General features: G+C 68.0%; 19 protein-coding genes. 10 read left to right on the top strand and 9 right to left on the bottom strand.

Features of this window, described 5'->3' with window-relative positions; genetic code table 11:
* Window positions 1-36: 36 nt before the first annotated feature.
* The 5 genes from C438_RS01355 to C438_RS19570 all read left to right on the top strand — a co-directional run bounded on the left by C438_RS01355 (window position 37) and on the right by C438_RS19570 (window position 4465).
* Entirely contained in the window at window positions 37-669 is a 633-nt protein-coding gene (locus C438_RS01355) for a molybdenum cofactor guanylyltransferase (RefSeq protein ID WP_004967441.1), read from the top strand.
* A 265-nt stretch (window positions 670-934) separates the two neighbouring features.
* A complete protein-coding gene (locus C438_RS01350; RefSeq protein ID WP_004967440.1) occupies window positions 935-2689 on the top strand; it encodes a nitrite/sulfite reductase in 1755 nt (584 codons plus the stop codon).
* A 2-nt stretch (window positions 2690-2691) separates the two neighbouring features.
* Window positions 2692-2871: a hypothetical protein gene (locus C438_RS01345; protein ID WP_004967439.1), complete on the top strand. Its 180-nt coding sequence runs from the start codon at window positions 2692-2694 to the stop codon at window positions 2869-2871.
* A gap of 130 nt (window positions 2872-3001) precedes the next feature.
* Window positions 3002-4135: a thiolase family protein gene (locus tag C438_RS01340; RefSeq protein ID WP_049917633.1), complete on the top strand. Its 1134-nt coding sequence runs from the start codon at window positions 3002-3004 to the stop codon at window positions 4133-4135.
* A 159-nt stretch (window positions 4136-4294) separates the two neighbouring features.
* Window positions 4295-4465: a hypothetical protein gene (locus C438_RS19570; RefSeq protein ID WP_004967437.1), complete on the top strand. Its 171-nt coding sequence runs from the start codon at window positions 4295-4297 to the stop codon at window positions 4463-4465.
* 52 nt (window positions 4466-4517) lie between these two features.
* Here the strand turns inward: C438_RS19570 and C438_RS01335 are convergent, their stop codons facing one another.
* The 3 genes from C438_RS01335 to C438_RS01325 all read right to left on the bottom strand — a co-directional run bounded on the left by C438_RS01335 (window position 4518) and on the right by C438_RS01325 (window position 9569).
* Complete coding sequence (locus tag C438_RS01335; protein ID WP_004967436.1) at window positions 4518-6425, bottom strand: cation:proton antiporter domain-containing protein; 1908 nt, start codon at window positions 6423-6425, stop codon at window positions 4518-4520.
* Between the two features lie 129 nt (window positions 6426-6554).
* Window positions 6555-8561, bottom strand: coding sequence for an AMP-dependent synthetase/ligase (locus C438_RS01330; protein WP_004967435.1), 2007 nt, complete (start codon window positions 8559-8561; stop codon window positions 6555-6557).
* A 99-nt stretch (window positions 8562-8660) separates the two neighbouring features.
* Window positions 8661-9569: an MBL fold metallo-hydrolase gene (locus tag C438_RS01325; RefSeq protein ID WP_004967434.1), complete on the bottom strand. Its 909-nt coding sequence runs from the start codon at window positions 9567-9569 to the stop codon at window positions 8661-8663.
* An 84-nt stretch (window positions 9570-9653) separates the two neighbouring features.
* Between C438_RS01325 and C438_RS01320 the strand changes: the two genes are divergently transcribed.
* From C438_RS01320 to serS, 3 genes are all read left to right on the top strand, one after another.
* Window positions 9654-9914 carry a hypothetical protein gene (locus C438_RS01320; protein WP_004967433.1) on the top strand — a complete coding sequence of 87 codons (261 nt, stop codon included), beginning with the start codon at window positions 9654-9656 and terminating at the stop codon, window positions 9912-9914.
* Between the two features lie 140 nt (window positions 9915-10054).
* Entirely contained in the window at window positions 10055-11623 is a 1569-nt protein-coding gene (locus C438_RS01315) for an SLC13 family permease (RefSeq protein ID WP_004967432.1), read from the top strand.
* A 177-nt stretch (window positions 11624-11800) separates the two neighbouring features.
* A complete protein-coding gene (serS, locus tag C438_RS01310) occupies window positions 11801-13186 on the top strand; it encodes a serine--tRNA ligase (protein ID WP_004967431.1) in 1386 nt (461 codons plus the stop codon).
* An 83-nt stretch (window positions 13187-13269) separates the two neighbouring features.
* On the opposite strand, the gene C438_RS01305 is transcribed toward serS, so the two are convergent.
* Window positions 13270-13623 (bottom strand): nuclear transport factor 2 family protein, encoded by a 354-nt coding sequence (locus tag C438_RS01305; RefSeq protein WP_004967430.1) that lies wholly within the window; start codon window positions 13621-13623, stop codon window positions 13270-13272.
* 120 nt (window positions 13624-13743) lie between these two features.
* On the opposite strand from C438_RS01305, the gene C438_RS01300 reads away from it, so the two are divergent.
* Window positions 13744-14241 (top strand): DUF367 family protein, encoded by a 498-nt coding sequence (locus C438_RS01300; RefSeq protein ID WP_004967429.1) that lies wholly within the window; start codon window positions 13744-13746, stop codon window positions 14239-14241.
* A 45-nt stretch (window positions 14242-14286) separates the two neighbouring features.
* Here C438_RS01300 and C438_RS01295 read toward each other — a convergent pair whose 3' ends face one another.
* The gene (locus tag C438_RS01295; RefSeq protein ID WP_004967428.1) at window positions 14287-14649 is read right to left on the bottom strand and encodes a DUF5518 domain-containing protein; all 363 of its coding nucleotides are present in this window, start codon (window positions 14647-14649) and stop codon (window positions 14287-14289) included.
* 225 nt (window positions 14650-14874) lie between these two features.
* On the opposite strand from C438_RS01295, the gene C438_RS01290 reads away from it, so the two are divergent.
* Window positions 14875-15852: an NOG1 family protein gene (locus C438_RS01290; RefSeq protein WP_004967427.1), complete on the top strand. Its 978-nt coding sequence runs from the start codon at window positions 14875-14877 to the stop codon at window positions 15850-15852.
* 138 nt (window positions 15853-15990) lie between these two features.
* Here C438_RS01290 and C438_RS01285 read toward each other — a convergent pair whose 3' ends face one another.
* The 4 genes from C438_RS01285 to C438_RS01270 form a co-directional block, all read right to left on the bottom strand.
* Window positions 15991-16734, bottom strand: coding sequence for an SIMPL domain-containing protein (locus tag C438_RS01285; protein ID WP_004967426.1), 744 nt, complete (start codon window positions 16732-16734; stop codon window positions 15991-15993).
* A gap of 90 nt (window positions 16735-16824) precedes the next feature.
* Window positions 16825-18129 (bottom strand): TIGR00341 family protein, encoded by a 1305-nt coding sequence (locus C438_RS01280; protein ID WP_004967425.1) that lies wholly within the window; start codon window positions 18127-18129, stop codon window positions 16825-16827.
* Between the two features lie 42 nt (window positions 18130-18171).
* The gene (locus tag C438_RS01275) at window positions 18172-18903 is read right to left on the bottom strand and encodes a 5-formyltetrahydrofolate cyclo-ligase (RefSeq protein WP_004967424.1); all 732 of its coding nucleotides are present in this window, start codon (window positions 18901-18903) and stop codon (window positions 18172-18174) included.
* An 85-nt stretch (window positions 18904-18988) separates the two neighbouring features.
* Window positions 18989-19651 carry a helix-turn-helix domain-containing protein gene (locus C438_RS01270; protein ID WP_004967423.1) on the bottom strand — a complete coding sequence of 221 codons (663 nt, stop codon included), beginning with the start codon at window positions 19649-19651 and terminating at the stop codon, window positions 18989-18991.
* Between the last annotated feature and the right edge of the window lie 41 nt (window positions 19652-19692).

Here is a 19692-nt window from a genome sequence, read left to right as displayed (position 1 = left end):
ACGGCATCGCGAACTCGAACACACCGCCGCCTGAGAATGGCCGACGCGTCGCACCCACACCTCGACACCGGCCGCGCGGGCATCATCCTCGCCGGCGGCCGCTCGACCAGATTCGGCGGCATCGACAAGGCGACGGCCACCGTCGGCGGCCAGCCCATGATTCACCGGGTCGCCGCCTCGCTCGACCCCGTCGTCGACGAACTCGTCGTCAACTGCCGCGCCGAACAGCGGGACTCGCTGGCCGGCGCGCTGTTGGACTTCGACGTCCGGTTCGCGGAGGACGCCCACCCCGACCGGGGGCCCGTCTTCGGTCTGCGGACCGCGCTCCGGGCGACGAGCGCCGAGTACGCGGCGGTCCTTCCGACCGATATGCCGCTGGTCCCGAGCGGGTTCATCTCGCACCTCTTCGGCCGCCTGCAGGGCGGCGCGGGCGTCGTCCCGCGGATCTCCGAGACGACCCAACCGCTTCCCGCGGTCGTTCACTGCCGCGCCGCCGAGGTCGCCTGCACGGACACCATCCGCGCCGGCGACGACCGCCTCCAGACCGTGATGTCCGCCCTCGACGTCACCGTCCTCGACGACCGAGAAGTGGAGGCTCACGCCGGAACGCACGTGTTTCACAACGTGAACTCCTTCGACGACTTGCGCGCGCTCACCCCTCGTCGGTGAACCGCGTTCGAGGGCCATACCACATTATCGTCCATGACGGTCTGTTTCGATTATCCAATAATCTGCCGACTATCTGCTCAAAATACGACCTTATATTCGGAATATCTGGTTATAGAATGGACGAATACGGGAAATAGGGTCAATTTCTAAAGGTTTTCAACGAATACTCTTATCAACCTCTGTCGAGTCGTGTTATCACGAAACATGACCAAGTTCGCAAACAAACGCACACAGATAGTGGACAATTGCCCACTGGTGGTCGGAAATGGCGAGTAAGAAGGAAGCGTGGAAGTCGGAGCTCTACGGCGACGAGGTTCGCGAGAAAATCGAGGAGTTCGCCGAGAAGGGCGTCGACGCAATCCCCGAGGAGGAGCGCGACAAGTGGTTCACCCGCTTCAAGTTCTGGGGCGTCTTCCAGCAACGGACGGGTCAGGACTCCTATTTCATGATGCGGCTGACGAACGCCAACGGCGTCCTCGAACCGGGGCAACTCCGGGCCATCGGGGAAGTCGCGCGCGACTACGCCTCCGGCCCCGTCGAGAACCCCGAGTTCGGCGACGCGTGGGTCGACCTGACGACGCGCCAGTCGATTCAGCTCCACTGGCTCGAACTCGAAGACATCCCCGCGGTCTGGGAGAAGCTCGAAGCGGCGGGCGTCTCCTCGCGGTCCGCGGGCGGCGACACCATGCGGAACATCACCGGCTGTCCGGTCGCCGGCCGCGACAAGCACGAACTCGTCGAGTCCCAGCCGCTCCTCGACCGCTTCCAGGAGGACCTCCGCGGGAACGACGCGCTGTCGAATATGCCGCGGAAGTTCAACATCAGCGTCACCGGCTGTCGCGAGGGCTGTGCGCAGGACTCGATAAACGACGTGGGGCTCGAACCCGCGAAGAAGGAAGTCGACGGCGAGACGGTCACCGGCTTCAACGTCCGGGTCGGCGGCGGCCTCGGCTCCCGAAAGCCGCGCGTCGCCCGCGACCTCGACATCTTCGTCGCCGACGAAGACCGCGCCTACGAGGTCGTCCGCGGCTTCGTCGAACTCTACCACGAACACGGCAACCGCGACGTTCGGGCCCGCGCCCGCAGTCGCTTCTTCGTCGACGAGTGGGGCACGGAGAAGATTCGCGACCTCCTGCAGGAGGAGTACGTCGACTTCGAACTCCGCTCTGCGGGCGAGAACATCCGCGGCGAGTACACCTACAACGCGGGCCGCCCGGAGTCCGCCGGCAAACACGACCACGTCGGCGTCCACGAGCAGGCCGACGGCGACTACTACGTCGGCCTCAGCGTCGCGGTCGGCCGACTCACGGCGTCGGACGCCATCGAACTGGCCGACATCGCCGACGAGTACGGGTCCGGCGAGGTCCGACTCACTCGCCGCCAGAACCCGCTTCTCATGGACGTGACCGAAGAGAAGCTCGACGACCTGCTCTCTGAACCGCTCCTCGGCAAGCACACGCCCGTCCCGAACCCGTTCCAGCGCGGCACGGTCGCCTGCACCGGCACGGAGTTCTGCTCGCTCGCGCTCACGGAGACGAAAGCGCGGACGGCCCGGATGCTCCGGTGGCTCCGCGACAACGTGGACGTGCCCGACGACGTGAGCCAGTTGAAGATTCACTACTCCGGCTGTACCGCCGACTGCGGGCAGGCGAACACGGCCGACATCGGCCTGTTCGGCATGCGCGCCCAGAAGGACGGCGAGATGGTCGAGGCGATGGACATCGGCGTCGGTGGCGGCATCGGCGAGGACCCGTCGTTCGTGGAATGGGTCCGACAGCGCATCCCGGCCGACGAGGTGCCGGGCGCAATCGCGTCGCTCGTGGAGGCGTTCGCCGAGCGTCGCGAGCCCGGACAGACGTTCCGCGAGTGGGTCGAAGCCGAGGGGACCGAGGCCGTCACGGAGTACTGCGTCCCCGAGGAGACGGACTTCGAAGCGCCGTACATGCACGACGCGAAGCAGTCGTGGTACCCGTTCGCCGAGGACGAACCGCAGGCCGAACAGACGGTCACGAGCGACTGAGCATGACCGAACGCATCGCTTCCGAGAACCCGGCCGACGACGCAGACGCCGCCGACGCGGGCTTCGAGCACGCCTCGGCCGACGTCGCGCCGGAGCTCTTCCCGGCGGAGCCAACGGTCGCCGACGCGGGTACCGGCGGAATCCCCGGTCGGCCGGACAGCGACCCCGCCACCAGTTCCTGACGTTCCGAGACTCGGTGCCGTCGTCTCCACTTTCACCGTTTTCTCGGCGTTTTTCGACCCGGAGAACAACTCGTCGCGACGAATAGCGAGTTCTAAACTATTTATGGTGTTCGAACCCCGACAACGTGCCATGCCAGAGCCAGTCATCGCGGCCGCGTACCGCACGCCGTTCGGCAAGGCGGGCGGCGTGTTCGAAGACGTTCGAAGCGAGGACCTCTCGGTCACGCTCATCGACCACATCCTCGACGAACACGACGTCGACCCCGACGACGTGGAGGACCTGATGTGGGGCGTCGCCCAACAGCGCACCGAACAGGACAACAACGTCGCCCGCGTCATCGCGCTCCTGTCGGCCCTCGGCGAGGGGACGCCCGCGACGAGCATCAACCGGTGGTGCGCCTCCTCGATGCAGGCCATCATCTCGGCGTCCGACGCCGTCGCCGCCGGCAACCGCGAGTGCATCGTCGCCGGCGGGGTCGAGAGCATGTCCCGCGTCCCGATGGACGGCGACTCCTACGAGCACCTCCACCCGGAACTGAGCGAGCAGTACAACATCTTCCAACTCCAGATGGGGATGACCGCCGAGAAGGTCGCCGAGGAGTACGAGGTCTCCCGCGAGGCCCAAGACGAGTTCGCGTTCCGGAGCCATCGGCGCGCCGCCGACGCGACCGACTCGGGCCGTTTCGACGACGAAATCGTCCCGGTCGAGACGGCCGACGGCGTCGTCACCGAAGACGAGGGCATCCGCCGCGACACCTCGATGGAGGTGCTCTCCGGCCTCGACCCCGCCTTCTCGGGCGACGGCTCGGTCACCGCCGGCAACTCCTCGCAGATAACCGACGGCGCGGCCGCCGTGCTCGTCACCAGCCGCGAGTTCGCCGACGAACGCGGTCTCGACGTGCTCGCCTCGGTGGGCACGAACAACGTCGCCGGCGTCGACCCGACGGTCATGGGCATCGGCCCGGTCCCGGCCACCCGCGGCCTCCTCGACCGCGCCGGCACCGACATCGACGACTACGGCCTCGTCGAAATCAACGAGGCGTTCGCCAGCCAGTGTGAGTACTCCCGCCGCGAACTCGGCATCGACGCGGACAACCTCAACGTCAACGGCGGCGCAATCGCCCTCGGCCACCCGCTCGGTGCGTCCGGCGCGCGCCTGCCGGTAACGCTCATCCACGAGATGCAGAAGCGCGACGTGGACCGCGGCCTCGCGTCGCTCTGCGTCGGTTTCGGCCAAGGTGCGGCAATCGAGTTCAGCCGGTAAGGTCGCCCCGCGTTTTCATCCCGGTTCGTCGCGGGAAGCGAGCGACATCCGAGGATCACGCGTCGGTGATTCCCCGAACCGCCGACCTCGGCTAACGCTCACGAATATACGTGCGCCTTTCGTCACGTTCATACTCCAGAAATCGAGAGTGTCCCGGTGATGAATCTCACGACGGCCGTTCTCTCGGGGGGCGTCGCGGCGCTGGCGGCCGCGGGGGTCGCCTCCGCGGGGGTCGCTCCGAGCCCCGACCTCGGCGCGCCCGTCTGGTACGTCCTCGTCGCGCTCACCGCCGGCTACTGGACGGTGTTCGTCCGGTGGGCTCGGCGCTGACCGGTCGGGAACGACGCGAAAAATTCGACCGCGCGGCGGGCGGCGAGAGCCGTTACTCGGGGTTGACGAGTTCTTCTGCGTCCCGGACGGCCTCACGCTCGCCGATGATGGTGATGCGGTCGCCCTCCTGGAGGGTGTACTCCGCGTTGGGGACCGTCGTGTCGCCGTTCCGCGAGACGAGCGTGACGAGACAGCCGTCGGGCAGTTCGGGACCGATCTCGCGGATGGTCCGCCCGATGAGTCGCTCGGCGGTGACCTCGACCTCCTGGACGTCGCCGGAGCGGCCGATTTCGCCCATCCAGTTCGACATCGACGGGCGCTCGATGTAGTTGTCGAGCGCCTGCGCCGTGGCGATGGTCGACGAGATGGTCCGCACGCCGAGTTCTTCGAACGCCTCGACGTTGTCGGGGTTGTTCGCCCGCGCGAGGACGCTCTCGGGTTCGAACTTCGAGTTCGCCAACTGCGCGACGAGCAGGTTCACGTCGTCGTCGCCGGTCGCGGCGACCACGAACTTGGCGTTCGCGGCCCCCGCGGAGCGTAAGACGCTCGTGTCGGCGCCGTCGCCGTGGTGGACGGTAAAGCCCATGTTCCGGGCTGTCTGGACTACTTCTTGGTCCTGCTCGATGAGGACCACGTTCTCTCCGCGGTCTGCGAGGCGTTCGGCGAGCGCACGGCCCACTTTCCCGCCTCCGATGATGAGTACACGCATTGGGATGACGTCGAGGTATTCTGCGATCTGGCGAGCGAAGCCGGCCTCGAAGACGACGGTCGTCAGGATGACGAGGAAGACCGTGCCGACGAGAATCGAGGCGCTCTGGTTCAGCGCGGCGGCCTGCTGGGCCATTCCCTCGGCCGCCAGCCGCGTCGCCTCCTCCTGTAGGGCGATAGCGAACAGCGAGGCCACGGACGCGGGGATGATACCGCGCGGGCCGACGAAGCTCATGAAGAGCTTTTCTTCTCTCGTGAAGCGGTCGCCGCGGGCCGAGACGAAGACCAAGAGCGGCCGAATCACGAGCGCGACGGCGGCGACGACCACGAGGCCGCCGACGCCGAGGTTCAGGAGGTTCTGGAAGTCTAACAGCGCCGCGAGGGCGATGAAGACGAACGACAGCACGAGCAACGTGATGTCGCCTTTGAACGCCGAAATCTCCTCTTCGTACGGCACGTCCGCGTTGCCGAGGAGGATGCCGGCGGTCGCCACCGCGGCGATGCCGGCCTCGGTGGCGACGTAGTCGGCGGCCGCGTAGGATACGAGCGCGCCGGCGAGGACGAGCAGGCGCGCGTTCTGCGGTGCGTTGCCCGGCGAGAGGTCGACGTACCGGAGCGCGTAGTACAGCGTCCCGGCGACGATTGCGCCCACGATGACGCCGACGCCGAGGCGCTCGGCGAACAGCGTCACGAGGGCGTCGGGACTGCTGACGCCTTCGAGGATGGCCTCGAAGATGACGACGGCGACGATGGCCGCCGTCACGTCGTTGACGATACCCTCCGTGTCGAGCGCCGCGCCGACCCGGTCGCGGACCGGGACGACTTCGAGAATCGGCGCGATGACCGTCGGCCCGGTCGCGACGAGGAGCGCGCCCACGAGGAACGACACCGGCCACGGCGCGCCGAGCGCGTAGTGGACGACGACGCCGGTCGCGATGAACGAGATTATCGCCCCGACGGTGACGAGTCGGAACGTCGCGGCCGGCGCCTCCCGTAGCTTGTCGATTCGAACGTGGAACGCGCCCTCGAACACGATGATCGCGACTGAGAGACCGACGATGGCCTGTAGTGCGTTCCCGAACGAGTCGGGAGAGATGACGCCGAGAACCTCGGGGCCGAGCAGGATGCCCGACGCGATGAGGAACACGACGCTTGGGACCTGAAACCGGTCCGAGAGCACCTGCGAGACCACGCCGATGCCGATTATCGCGGCGACGAGCGGGATGAGGTTCGCCCCTCCTGCTGCGGCCACCTATATCGCCTCCATGGATTCGGTTCATGTGACGACGGAAGATAAAACCATACATCTCGGGCGGTATTTCCGCGGTCTTGTGGATACGTATGGCCGCAAAAATCCCAAAAAAGTTTAGTCTGTCAGATTTCACTGGGTCGCGTCCCGTTCGCGGCCCCGCCCCGTTTCCGTTTCGCCCCGGCGCTCCTCGTCGTAGATGAGAGAGACCTCGTCGGCGTAGCGGTCGAGGATGTTCCGGCGCTTTTTCTTCATCGTCGGCGTCATCAGGTCGTTGCCCTCGGAGAACTCCTCGGGGACGACGCGGAACTGCTTGATTCGCTCGTAGGACTCGAAGTTCTCGTTGGCCGCGTCCACCTCGGCCTCGATGCGCTCGTACACCCGGTCGTCGCGGCAGATGGCTTTCGGCTCGTCCGGGAGGTCGATACCCTCCTCGTCGGCCCACTCCCGCAGGCCGTCGAAACTGGGGACGATGAGCGCCGAGACGAACTTGCGGCCGTCGCCGAGGACCATGCACTGCTCGACCACCGGCGAGGAGGCGAAGGCGTCCTCGATGGGACCGGGCGCGACGTTCTTCCCCGTCGAGAGGACGAGAATCTGCTTGGCGCGCTCGCGGAAGGCGATGTAGCCGTCGGGCCGGCGTTCGACCACGTCGCCGGTGCGGAACCAGCGTTCGCCCTCGTCGTCCTCGACGAACGCCGCCTCGGTCTCCTCGGGGTCGTTCCAGTAGCCCTCGGTGACGCTCGGCCCGCGGACGAGCAGTTCGCCCACCTCGCCGCCCGCGTCGCCGAGTCGGTCGCCGACGACGGTCGCGTCGAGTTCCGTCTCGACGGTCCGAAGCGGGTAGCCGATGGTGCCGATTTTCGGCTCCTCTGGGGGGTTGACCGAGATGACCGGCGAGGTTTCGGTGAGGCCGTAGCCCTCGTAAATCGGCAGGCCCATCGCGTGGTAGAGCGCGCACAGTTCCGCCGAGAGGCTCCCGCCGCCGCTGATGAAAAAGTCGATGTTGTCGCCGAGCGCCTCGCGCACCTGCCCGAACACGAGGCGGTCGGCGAGGCGGTGTTTCGCGGAGAGCAGGTAGCCCGGCGCGTCGGTCGTGTGGTACGCCTGCCCGACGCCGACGGCCCACTCGAAGACGCGCTTTTTCGCCGGCGATTCGCTGGCCTGCGTCCGAATCGCGTCGTAGAGCTTCTCGTACACGCGAGGGACGCTCGTCCCGACCGTCGGCCGGGCGAGTTGGAAGTCCTCGCGGAGCGTGTCGGGGCTCTCGGCGTAGGCGACGGTCGCGCCCGCCGCGAACATCATGAAGTGGCCGGCCATGCGCTCGAAGACGTGCGCCAGCGGCAGGAACGAAAGCGTCACCGCGTCGGGACCGATGACCGGCGTGTCGCCTTTGTCCGGGCGCGGGCCGAACCGCCGATAGCTCTCGTTGACGTTCGACCGGAAGTTCCAGTGGGTGAGCCGGACGCCTTTCGGCCGGCCCGTCGTCCCCGAGGTGTAGATGAGGCTGGCGAGGTCCTCGGGGTCGCGCTCGTCAAGCCACGACTCGTAGGCCGCCTCGTCGTACACGTCTTCACCGCGGCGATACAGCTCGCCGAGTGTCAGCACGTCCTCGCGGTCGTCGCGGCCGTCGTACTCGTCGATGACGACGATAAACCGCAGGTCCAACTCGTCTTCGACGGCGAGCACGCGCTCCAGTAGTTCTTCGTTCTCGACGACGACGGCGTTTGCCCCGGGGTCGGAAAGCAGATACTGCACCTGCCGCTCCGACGACGAGGTGTAGACCGTGGTGACGACGCCGCCCGCGCCGAGGACCGCGAAGTCGGTCTGCGCCCACTCCATGCGCGTGTGCGAGAGGATGCCCACCCGGTCGGCGCTCTCGATGCCGAGGTCGCGGAACCCGGCCGCGAGGCGGCGGACGACGCCCCGCATCTCCTCGTAGGTCAGGTCGGCGTAGTCGCCGTCGGGAGCCGCCGGGACGACGCCCTCGGCGACCAGCGACCGCCGGTAGACGCCGCCTTTGTAGCGCTGTGCGACTCGCGAGGCGTTCCGCGACGCGCTCGCCTCGAACATCCGTGGGAGGGTCGTCCGCTCGATGACCGGGTCGTCGAACGCCGCCTCCGCGTCCCGCCAGTCCATGTTCTATTACTAACAATTCAACATTTAAAAACTATGTACGTGCCGTCTGTTGAAAGCCCGCGGTACCGCGGGGAAACGCTGATTGCGACCCCGGTCGCGTCACGCGTCGTCGCCGACGTAGTCGAGGTAGCCGAGCACGCCGCGGGTGTTCAGACGTTCCTCGTCGCGGGCCTTCCGCGCGCCCCACACCTCGTCCATCCGGGTGTGCTCGACGAAGTGGTCGATGACGGCCTCGTCGTCGCCGAGTTCCGCGCGCTTCTGTCGGATGGCCTCGACCCACTCCACGAGGACGCGCTTGTACTCCGCCGCGAGGTCGGCGTCGAAGGCTCTCGGGCCGAAGTGGCCGAAACAGACCGTCTCGGGGTCGATGTCCTCGATGGTCCGCACGTCGTCGAGCGCCTTCTGGAGGTGGAACTGCGAGGGCGGCGAGGTCTGTCGGAGCGTCCGCGACCGCGGCTCCCAGATGCCGAGCGCGTCGCCGACGAACAGCGCGTCGTCGCCGTCGTCGTGGAACATCACCTGATGCGGCGCGTGGCCGGGCGCGTGGTGGACCGTGAGCGTCCGGTCGCCGAGGTCGATTTCGTCGCCGTCGGTGAGGCCCTCGACGCGGTCTTCCTCGATGGGAAGCGGTTCGTCGTAGAACCGCCACTGGTCTTCGACGGCCGCCTTCGTGCCCTCGATGAGCCGCGAGGGGTCCACGAGGTGCGGCGCGCCGAGTTCGTGGGTCATGACGGTCGCGTCGGGGTAGCGCTCGGCGAGGTAGCCCGCGCCGCCCGCGTGGTCGAGGTGGACGTGCGTCGGCAGGACGTACGCGAGGTCGTCGACGCCGACCTCGTCGAGCATCCCGAAGACCGCCTCCCTGTCGGCGGCGATGCCGGTGTCGACGAGCGCCGGCCTCTCGGCGTCGACGAGGTAGACCGAGCCGTACTTCTCCACCTCGTACATGCCGGTGTCGACGTAGTAGAGGTCCGTGCTGTCCGGGACGGGTTCGACGTCGCCAATAGCCATAGTTGACGGCCGTCTCCGGGGAAGAAAAGCGTTCGGTCGCCCCGACCCCCCACGTTGATTACGGGCGACTGCAAAGCCGTCCCCATGTCCGAACAGGGCGGCGACCCGCTCCCGGACGTCGACATCGCGGACGTCTCGCCGATGGCGTGGCGACTGCTCAGAGTCGCCGCCGGCTACAACCAGCGGGCCGTCGAGCGCGCCGTCGACGACCTCATGCAGGCGCACGTCTCCATGCTCGAATCCGGGAGCCGCGGCCTCTCGCGGTCGCGCCGCCGCGCCCTGCTCTCGCTGTACGCCGCGGAACTCGACGACCGACAGGTCCGCACGCTCGTCGAACACTTTTAACTCTCCCCGAGACGCGACGCCGAATCTCGCTTCCGCCTGCCGATTCCGACGGGAACGCGGCTGTCGACACCGATATACCGCCATTCGCTACCGTATTGAAAATAATTAAGTAAGACTATCGTTAGAGATAGCGTGTATCAATGATACGCGGTGTTACAAAGACTGCTCGCGGACGATTTGCCGTCTTCACACTCGCCCTCGTCGCGTCCCTCGCGCTGGCCTTCGGGCCGTCGCTCGAGGGGCTTTCGACGCGGGGACAGTACGCATTAGCGACGATGGTGTTCGCCGGCATCCTCTGGGTGTCCGGCGCGCTTCCCCTCGCGGTGACGGCGCTGTCGATACCGGTGTTGCTCACGGCGTACGGCGTCTACGGCGACATCGACCCGGCGCTCGCCGGCTTCGCCGACCACCTCATCTTCCTCTTTATCGCCGGCTTCATGCTGGCGAACGCGCTCCAGAAGTACAACATCGACCGCCGCATCGCGCTGTGGCTCATGGCCGTCATGGGGTCGTCGCCGCGGCGGCTCATCCTCGCCATCATGCTCGCCACGGCGTTCCTGTCGATGTGGGTCTCGAACACCGCGACGACGGCGATGATGACGCCCATCGCGCTCGGCGTCCTCGCGCAGGTGCTCGGCCGCGACGAGGTCTACGAGGCCGACGCCACTGAGGGCTCCTTCTCGAACATGCAGATAGCGACGCTCCTCGGCACCGCCTACGCCGCGAGCGTCGGCGGGGTCGGCACCCTCATCGGCACGCCCCCGAACGCGGTCGTCGCCACCCAGCTCAACGCGTTGCTCGGCTACGACATCGGCTTCGCCGAGTGGCTCCTCGTCGGCCTCCCAATCGTCGCCATCACCCTCCCCATCGTCTGGTACCTCCTCACGTTCCGGTTCTACCCGCCCGAGGTCGACGACGTGGAGGGGGCCCGCGAACAGGCGCGCGAGTACCTCGCCGAGGAGGGCGCGCTCTCGACCCGCGGCCGCCGCGTCGCGTACATCTTCGCCGCCACCGCCGGGCTGTGGGTCGTCGGCGGCCTCGACCTCGCGTTCGAGGGCGTCCTCTCTGACCCGGTGTTCAACACCCTGTTCGGCACCGGTGAGGGGATGACGCTCCTCGGCGTCGAGGGCCATCAGGGCCTCCTGTACTACGTGATGGTCGGGATGGTCTCCATCCCGGCGCTCGTCCTCGCGGACACGATGGAGTGGGACGAACTGGCCGACATCGACTGGGGGACGATTCTCCTCTTCGGCGGCGGCATCTCGCTGGCCGACGCGTTCGCCTCCACGGGCGCGACGCGGTGGCTCGCCGAGGCCGTCTTCGGCTCTCTGACCGGCGCGCCCATCATCCTCGTCGTCGGCGCTATCGTCCTCCTCGTCATCTTCCTCACGGAGATGACCTCGAACACCGCGACGGCGACCATCATCGTCCCCGTGCTCATCGGCATCGGGAGCATCTTCGCGGCGACGCTCGGCCTCACCGAGGTCTCCGCGGCGGTGTTCCTCGCGGTCAGCGGAGCCATCGCGGCCTCGTTCGCGTTCGCGCTCCCGGTGGCGACGCCCCCGAACGCCATCGTCTTCGGGAGCGGCCACATCAAGCAGTCGCACATGATGCGGGCGGGGACCGTCCTCAACGTCGTGATGACCGGCGTCCTGACCATCCTCATCTGGTTCCTCTTCCAGTTCGTCTGGCCGGCGTTCCTCTGGTAGTCGGTCCGTCGGCTCCCGACCGCGGCGGCCGCTCTCACCGCGGTTCAGTCGCGTCCGTTCGACGCCGTTTCGTCCCGTTTCTCCGACGCTGATTCGTCGCGCTCTCCCGCCGCGTTCTCGCCCCCGCCCCTCGGCGATGCGATACGATTTTCCCGCCCGCCCGGAAACCACAGCCCAATGATTGACAGGCAACTGCTCCGCGACGAACCGGAGCGAGTTCGCGACGCGCTCGCCGCCCGCAACATGGAGGGCGTGGACATCGACCGCGTCCTCGACGTGTACGACGAGTGGCGCTCGCTGAAGGCCGAAGGCGACGACCTCCGCCACGAGCGCAACGAGGTCAGCCAGAAGATCGGCCAGCTGAAACAGGAGGGCAAAGACGAGGAGGCGCAGGCGGCCATCGACCGCTCGGGCGAACTCAAGACGGAGCTACAGGAGCTCGAAGCCCGCGCCGACGAACTCGAAGCGGAACTCGACGAGGCGCTCATGGAGCTTCCGAACCTCCCCCACGAGTCGGTCCCCGTCGGGGCCGACGAGGCCGACAACGAGGAGGTCCGCCGCGTCGGCTTCGACGACCGCCGCGAGCTTCCCGACGAGGTGACGCCGCACTACGACCTCGGCGAGGAACTCGACATCATCGACGAGGGTCGCGCGGCCAAGACCACCGGCTCGGGATTCTACTTCCTGAAAGGCGAGGGCGCGATGCTCGAACACGCGCTCGTGCAGTTCATGCTCGACGTGCACCGCGAACAGGAGTACGTCGACCTGTTCCCGCCGATTCCGGTCAAGACCACCTCGATGGAGGGCACCGGTCAGCTCCCGAAGTTCGCCGAGGACGCCTACCGCATCGGCGGCTCGGAGACCGAGAACTACGAGGACGACGACCTGTGGCTCTGTCCCACCGCGGAGGTCCCGGTGACGAACATGTACCGCGACGAGATTCTCCTGAAGGACGACCTCCCGCTGAAGCATCAGGCGTACACGCCGAACTTCCGGCGCGAGGCGGGCGAACACGGCACCGAGACCCGCGGCATCGTCCGCGTCCACCAGTTCAACAAGGTCGAACTCGTCAACTTCGTCGAGCCAGAGGAGTCGTACGACCGGCTCGAAGCGCTCGTCGACGAGGCCGCCGAAGTGCTCGACCGACTCGGCCTGCCGTACCGCGTCCTCTCGCTTTGCACCGGCGACCTCACCTTCGCGTCGGCGAAGACCTACGACCTCGAAGTGTGGGCCCCCGGGACGGAGTCCGAGGACGGCCCCGAGGACCTCGGCGGCCGCTGGCTGGAAGTGTCGTCGGCCTCGAACTTCGAGGACTTCCAGGCGCGCCGCGCCGGTCTCCGCTACCGCCCCGAGCGCCACGAGTCGGCGGAGTACCTCCACACGCTCAACGCCTCGGGCACGGCCGTCGGCCGCGTCATGGTCGCGCTCCTCGAATACTACCAGAACGAGGACGGCACGGTCGACGTGCCCGAACCGCTCCAGCCCTACATGGGCGGCCGCGAGGTCATCGAGGGCCACGAGCCGGTCGGCGAGGCCGCCGTCGGTGCCGGCAAGAAGGACTGAGCGACCGACCCGCGCCGCCACGCGCGTTTCGTTTCTCTCGCTTCTTTCGCTCCCTGTCTCTCTGTTTCCCGCGTCTCCTCCCGTCAGTTCGCCGTCGACGACTTGACGAACGTCTTCAGCTCCGAGAGCTTCCCGTCCCGCGCCCGAAACCGGTCGAGAAAGACGAACAGCTCGTCGCCGTCGCGGTCTTCGAGGTGGCCGCGGACGACGATTTCGTCGTCGGACTTCGACTGGATGTAGCGCTCGATGACGTGTCGCGTGTCCTTCTGCGGCCTGTCGTCGCGCATGAACGAGACGAACTCCTCGCGCCCCGAGAGCGTCATGTCGCCGCGGTGCTGGACGAACCCCGGTTCGAGGATGTTCCGAAGCATGTCGTATCCGTGGTGGTCGAGCGCCGTGTAGTACTGCCGGGCCAGATACGTCGCGTCGGGATGCACGCGCTTTCTTCGTCGGCCGACGGGAAGAATCCGACGCCGGTTCGCCTCGCCCCTCGAACCCCTCGCGTGCGCCGACACCGCGTTCGGGACGCTTTTCTCTGCCAGTCGCGTACCCCGGGTGTGGACCTGCACGTTCGATACGAGGGCGACGACGACCCGAAGAAGTGCACGGCGAAGAAGCTCGAACGCTTCGACATGGCCGCCCTCCACGGCTCCGACCGCGAGACCCCCTACGGCGTCGTGCTCAACCCCCACGCCGACAGGGCGCTGTCGCCAGCCGACGCGGACACGGGCGCGCTCGTCGCGCTCGACTGCTCGTGGGAGTCGGCCGGCGAGGCCATGTTCTCGCTCCCCGGCGAGCACCGCGCGCTCCCGTATCTCGTCGCCGCCAACCCCGTGAACTTCGGCCGGCCGATGCAACTGACGACCGTCGAGGCGATAGCCGCCGCGCTCGTCATCTTCGGCGAGAAAACGCGGGCCGAAGACGTGCTCTCGAAGTTCAACTGGGGGCACACGTTCCTCGAACTCAACGAGGAGCCGCTCCGCCGGTACTCGGAGTGCGCGGATTCGACCGAGGTCGTCGAGATTCAGCGGGAGTACCTCGAACGCGGCGAGTAGCCCGTTGCGACGCCCTCCAACCTCCGCCTCAGATTCAGCTCAGCCTCAGCCCTTCACCCACGCGCCGACGGCCCCGGCGATGGCGCTGTCGATTGCGAAGACGAGCGTCAAGATGACGCCCGCGACGAGGACGCCGACGCCGCCGAGGAGGCCGCCCAGCGGGCCGCCGGCGAGTCCGAGGAGACTCCCGAGGAGCGCCGCGAAGAGCGTCACGACGACACCCGAGATAGAGCCCGCGACGAGACCGTTCCACGCGCCGTTACCGAGCGTGCCGCCCGCGAGGTAGCCCGCCGCGAAGCCGCCGAGCAGGCCCGCGCCGATTTGGCCGACGACGGGGAGCGCGAGCCCGCCCGTGCCGACGACGACGATGACGACGAAGCCGACGGCGACCGCTTTCCAGTCAGTCATGGGTCGAGGTAGGCCGCGGGCGGTCAAGAACTTCGTGGCGGTCGCGGGGGTTGACGGTTTGGCGGTCCGCGTCCGTTCGCGTCCGTCAGCGCCCGCGCGCCGGTCGCCCGCGACCCCTTCGCTTCCGGTCGAACCGTGCGGGAGACCTGCACGGCGAATCCCCCGCTCGAAGCGCCGAGCCCCAAACGGACGCGCTTTTACGGCTCGGCCATGTAGCGGACTGCAATGATTTTCGAGTCTCTCCCGACCACGCCCCGGTCGGACGAACTCATCGACAAGGCCTTCTCGCGGGCCGCGCGCACGGGGCGAGCGAAGCAGAACAAGTTGGAGGCTCAGCAGTCGATGCTCCAGACGGCGTCGAACATCCTCTCGGACAACCTCGAAAACGTCGTCGTCGAGTGGCCCGACTTCGGGACGGTCGACCCCTTCTACTACGAGCTCGCCGACGCCATCGTCGACGTCGACGAGGTCCGAAAGAGCCTCTCGGAAGTGATGTGGGCCTCCCGGCAGGTCGACAACATCGCCCGCGAGTACCAGCCGAAGCTCCGCAAGACCGACGCGGACCTCGCGCGCAAGCACCGAAAGCAGGCGTTCGCCCGCATGGCGAGCGTCGTCGAGGAGGTCGAAGACGACCTGCTCCGCATCGGCGAGGCGCGCGACGCCCTGAAGGACCTCCCCGACATCCGCCCGGACGAGCCGGCAATCGTCGTCGCCGGCTACCCGAACGTCGGCAAGTCCTCGTTCGTCAACGACGTGACCCGCGCGTCGAACGAAATCGCCCGCTACCCGTTCACGACGAAGGGCGTCCAAATCGGGCACTTCGACCGCGACCGCATCCGCTACCAGATTATCGACACGCCGGGACTGCTCGACCGCCCGGAAGACGAGCGCAACGACATCGAGCGGCAGGCCGTGAGCGCCCTCGAACACCTCGCGGACGCCGTCATCTTCGTCGCCGACGCCAGCGGGGCGTGCGGCTACCCCATCGAGTCACAGCTCGAACTCCGCGACGCCGTGAAAGCGCGCTTCGAAGAGCGCGACATCCCGGTGCTCACCGTCTGTAACAAGAGCGACCGCTCGACGGACATGGAGGCCGACCTCTACATGAGCGTCGAGACGGGCGAGAACGTCGAGGCCGTCCTCGACGCCGCGGTCGAGGCCATCGGGTTCGAACCCGACATCCCGCCGTCGCGCAACGAGTAATCGAATCGACGCGGATTTTCGAGTTCCGTCGTTTTCGTCACGCCGCAAGCCCAGAGAGCCGCGGCTACGGGGTGGGTGTCGGAGAAAGCGGATGCGTGGTGGGTCGAACCGCGAGTTCGGTCAGCGGGGCGCGAGTACTTACTCGGCTTCGTAGACCATCTGGACGGTCGCCGAGACGGTCACGGGGCCGGGAGAGAGTTCGGTCGAGCCGGAGGCGCGGGCGGCGTCCTCGGCGTAGGCGACCGGGTACGGGCCGGGCGAGGCGCTCCCGCCGACGGTGGCGGTGTGGACGCCCGCGACGGTCAGGCCCGAGGCGCTGGCGACCGCGTCGGCGTCGGCCTTCGCGGAGTCGACGGCGCGGGTCAGGGCCTCCTCGCGGAGTTCGGCGCGCTTCTCGTCAGTGAGCGTGAAGGCGACGCCGCGGATTTCGCTGGCACCGGCACCGACCGCGAGGTCGATGACCTCGCCGGCGCGGTCGGGGGCGACCTCAACGCGGAGGGTGTGGGTGGCGCGGTAGCCGAGGAGTTCGCGCTCCTGTCCGCTGTAGTCGTACTCGGGGTAGATGTTGAAGCCGGTCGTCTGGATGGCGTCCTCGGCGACGCCGGCGTCGGTGAGGGCGGCGCGGACGGCGGCCACGTCGTCGGCGACGGTGCCGCGGGCCTCGTCCGCCGAGTCGGCGGTGGTCGTCACGGCGATGGAGACCACGGCGAGGTCGGCGTCGGCGGTCACTTCGCCGGTGCCGGTCGTGGAGATAGTCGTCGCGTCGGTCGCGTTCGTCGCGTCTGTGCCGCCGTCGGTCGTCGCCTGCAGGGGTGCCGAGAGACAGCCCGCGAGGAGGACGAGGCCGACGAGGAATATCGGTGCAATCGTGCGTCGTTGCATACCCAGCATACGCGGGTTCAGCTATTCAAGCCGCGCTAGAGACAAAGAGCGACTGTAGCCTTCGAAACGGGTGACAGAATCGTCGCCGCGCTACTCCACGACGGCGACGTAGCGCACCTGCACGTCGATTTCGCTCGCCCCCCACGGCGACAGCGGTTCGGGGGCGACGGCGTTCACCCGCCTCGTGAGTTCGCGTTCGACCACCGGGGGGTCCGACGCCGGGTCGTAGCCGACGGTCACGACGATACCCTCCGGCTCCTGGAGCGGGCCGCTGTCGTACTGCAGTTCCATCGACAGCAGTCGCGCGTCGGTGTCCGACAGCGCGTCTTCGACGGCGTCGCGCGCGTCGGTCTGGAAGTCGGCGTTCCGGTAGGTCGTGTAGGTGACCGCGCCGAGGAACGACGAGAGCACGAGCAGTCCGACCCCGATGACGGCGATGCGGAAGAAGGCGGCCCGGCGGGCCTCGTCGCGGCGAATCCAGCGCTCGGGTCGGTAGCCCTGTCGCCAGAGGACGCCGATGGCGACGAAGTTGACGGAGAGGATGTTGACGAGGACGAGGATGGCCGAGCCGACGACGGCCTCGGGCGCGCCCCACGCGATGCCGATGCCGACGACGGCGGTCGGCGGGACCAACGCGGCGGCTATCATGACGCCGACGAGCGCGGTCGAGACGCCCGAGGAGAGCGAAATCGCCCCCGCCGCCCCCGCGCCGAGCGCGATGACGAGCGACAGCACGTCGGGCGCGAGGCGCTCGTCAACCTCGGGAATCGACAGCACCTCCGCGGGCGACAGCGGGACCGCCCCGGTCTGCCTGAGCAGGAAGGCGAAGACGGCGGCCGCGCCGACCGCGAGGAGGCCGCCGAGCGCCTGCAGGCGCACCCCGCGGGCGAACATCTCGTCGTCGTCGACGACGGTGCCGACGCTCGCGGACATCGCGGGGCCGACGAGCGGGGCGATGACCATCGAGCCGACGACCACGGCCGGCGAGTCGAGAAGCAGGCCCGCGGTGGCGACGAGCGCCGAGATGACCGTCATGAGCACGTACGTCGGCACCGACGGCGCGAGGTCGGCGGCCTTCGAGGCCAGCTCCTCGCGGGCGATGCGGTCGCCGTTCTCGTCGTCTTCCTCGTACTGCTCGCGCAGTTGGTCGAACCGCTTGGACGCGACGGTCTCGGCGGCGACGACGACGGTGTAGGCGTCGCGCTCGACGCCCGCCTCGCGGAGCCGCGCCAACACCGGTTCGACGGCCTCCTTCGGGACCGGGAAGGTGACGACGGCGACGAAGCCGCGCCCGGAGGTCTCCTCGGAGACGGCGTAGTCCACGCCCTCCTCGTCGAGCGTCCGCAGGACGGCCTCGCGCTTGCCGGTCGGCACCAACACCTGTACGAGTCGCACGGCCTCACGTCGGTCCGGGCGGTGAAATAAGCAGGGGCTCGGCTACTCGCCCGACTCGTCGGACGCGTCGTGCAACCGCCGGAGGACGGGCATCTCGTCGAGGCGCTCGTCGGGGAGCGCGTCCCAGTCGATACCCTCAGGCCGGGGGTACGGGGTCTCGGTTCGGACCAGCCGTTCGGGGGTGACGACGAGGTCCATCGGCACGTCGTGGGCGTCCGGCTCGGGCAGGTCGTCGCGGACCTGTCGCTCGTGGACCGTCGTCGCCACGGTCGTCTCCGCGGAGACGGCCCCCAGCCCCCGCAACACCGCGTATTCGAGGTCGCTGAAGCCCTCGCCCTTGCCGACGCGAGCGCCCGCCTCGGAGACGGCGACCGACCCCGAGACGACGAGGTCGATGGGCGGGAGGGCGTCGGGGCCGACTTTGTCGGCGTAGGTCTCGACGTGCGAGACGGTCGGCGCGCTGTCGAGGTCGTCGTCGTCGATGCGCGCGGGGTCGAGTTCGTAGAAACACTCCTCGTCGCGGAGCCGCGGGACGGCCATGTAGACGGTCTTCCCCTCGCGGAGCGCCCGCCGCCTGACGGGGAGTTGCGGGGCGTCCGGGTTGGCTTTCACCGCGTCGGCGGCGGCCCACTCGGGCGTCGCCGCCAGTCGCTCGGCGGCCGCCGTCGCGTCGGCGAAGTTCGGGATGCGGCCGTGCGGCGGGAAGGGAAACCGGGCCGCGCCCGACGATTCGAGGTCGTCCCACACCGTCGTTCGGAGCGTCGCTTTGTCCATCGCGTCGCCGTCGCGTACTCGCGCCGGGCCAATAGCTCCCCCGCTCGGGCCGCGAGCGGTTCCCGTCGTCGCGCGCAGTCCCCGGCTACGAGAAGTCGGACGCCGACTGCGACAACAGCACTTTCCGCAGGACGGTGTCGGCCCCGCGGCGGACGCGCTCGGAGGCGGCCTGCGGGCTGATTCCGAGTCGGTCGGCCACCTCGTTGAGCGTGGTCTGACGGGGGACCTTGAAGTAGCCCTCAGAGACGGCGGTGACAAGCGCCTCCTGTTGTTCGTTGGTGATGTCGAAGTTGTAGACGCCCGGTTCGCCCTCCGCGAGGGTGTAGATGCGCTCGACGTGGAACTCGATCTCCTCGTCCTGACAGCGGTTGTGGAACTCGGTCAACCCGGTGTGGTCGTTGAACCGGAGGCGGAACAGCCACGGGTCGTTGCCGTGGGCTTCGAGAATCGTCGCCTCGCTGTCGGTGAGTATCCGAGTCAGACTCGACGTGGTCCCACCCCAGTTGACTTTGTACAGCACCCGGTCTTCGATGCGGGCCACCGCCGTCAGGTCGTCGACGATGCGGTTGTGCCGGACGGCGCGCTCGAACGCCTCGAAGTCGGTGCCGTGCGCCCAGAAGAACGGCATGACCTCGCCGCCGGTCGGGACGACGCGCTCTAGCTCGATGTGGATGCCGTTCGAGACGGCGGTGACCCTCCCGAGGTCGAAGCTCTCTGAGTCGATGGTCAACTCGACGACTACGGCCATTACTGGCTGTCTTTCAGCGGCCGCCGTATTGAACTCCCGTG

Source organism: Haloferax denitrificans ATCC 35960 (assembly GCF_000337795.1).
GTDB classification, from domain to species: domain Archaea; phylum Halobacteriota; class Halobacteria; order Halobacteriales; family Haloferacaceae; genus Haloferax; species Haloferax denitrificans.
Note: the sequence above shows the minus strand (reverse complement) of the source record. Positions and strands in the feature narration are given on the sequence as shown.

Coding starts and splice junctions, on each gene's coding strand:
- C438_RS01355 (WP_004967441.1), top strand. CDS start 37: ATGGCCGACGCGTCGCACCCACACCTCGACACCGGCCGCGCGGGCATC.
- C438_RS01350 (WP_004967440.1), top strand. CDS start 935: ATGGCGAGTAAGAAGGAAGCGTGGAAGTCGGAGCTCTACGGCGACGAG.
- C438_RS01345 (WP_004967439.1), top strand. CDS start 2,692: ATGACCGAACGCATCGCTTCCGAGAACCCGGCCGACGACGCAGACGCC.
- C438_RS01340 (WP_049917633.1), top strand. CDS start 3,002: ATGCCAGAGCCAGTCATCGCGGCCGCGTACCGCACGCCGTTCGGCAAG.
- C438_RS19570 (WP_004967437.1), top strand. CDS start 4,295: ATGAATCTCACGACGGCCGTTCTCTCGGGGGGCGTCGCGGCGCTGGCG.
- C438_RS01330 (WP_004967435.1), bottom strand. CDS start 8,561: ATGGACTGGCGGGACGCGGAGGCGGCGTTCGACGACCCGGTCATCGAG.
- C438_RS01325 (WP_004967434.1), bottom strand. CDS start 9,569: ATGGCTATTGGCGACGTCGAACCCGTCCCGGACAGCACGGACCTCTAC.
- C438_RS01320 (WP_004967433.1), top strand. CDS start 9,654: ATGTCCGAACAGGGCGGCGACCCGCTCCCGGACGTCGACATCGCGGAC.
- C438_RS01315 (WP_004967432.1), top strand. CDS start 10,055: ATGATACGCGGTGTTACAAAGACTGCTCGCGGACGATTTGCCGTCTTC.
- serS (WP_004967431.1), top strand. CDS start 11,801: ATGATTGACAGGCAACTGCTCCGCGACGAACCGGAGCGAGTTCGCGAC.
- C438_RS01295 (WP_004967428.1), bottom strand. CDS start 14,649: ATGACTGACTGGAAAGCGGTCGCCGTCGGCTTCGTCGTCATCGTCGTC.
- C438_RS01290 (WP_004967427.1), top strand. CDS start 14,875: ATGATTTTCGAGTCTCTCCCGACCACGCCCCGGTCGGACGAACTCATC.
- C438_RS01285 (WP_004967426.1), bottom strand. CDS start 16,734: ATGCAACGACGCACGATTGCACCGATATTCCTCGTCGGCCTCGTCCTC.
- C438_RS01275 (WP_004967424.1), bottom strand. CDS start 18,903: ATGGACAAAGCGACGCTCCGAACGACGGTGTGGGACGACCTCGAATCG.
- C438_RS01270 (WP_004967423.1), bottom strand. CDS start 19,651: ATGGCCGTAGTCGTCGAGTTGACCATCGACTCAGAGAGCTTCGACCTC.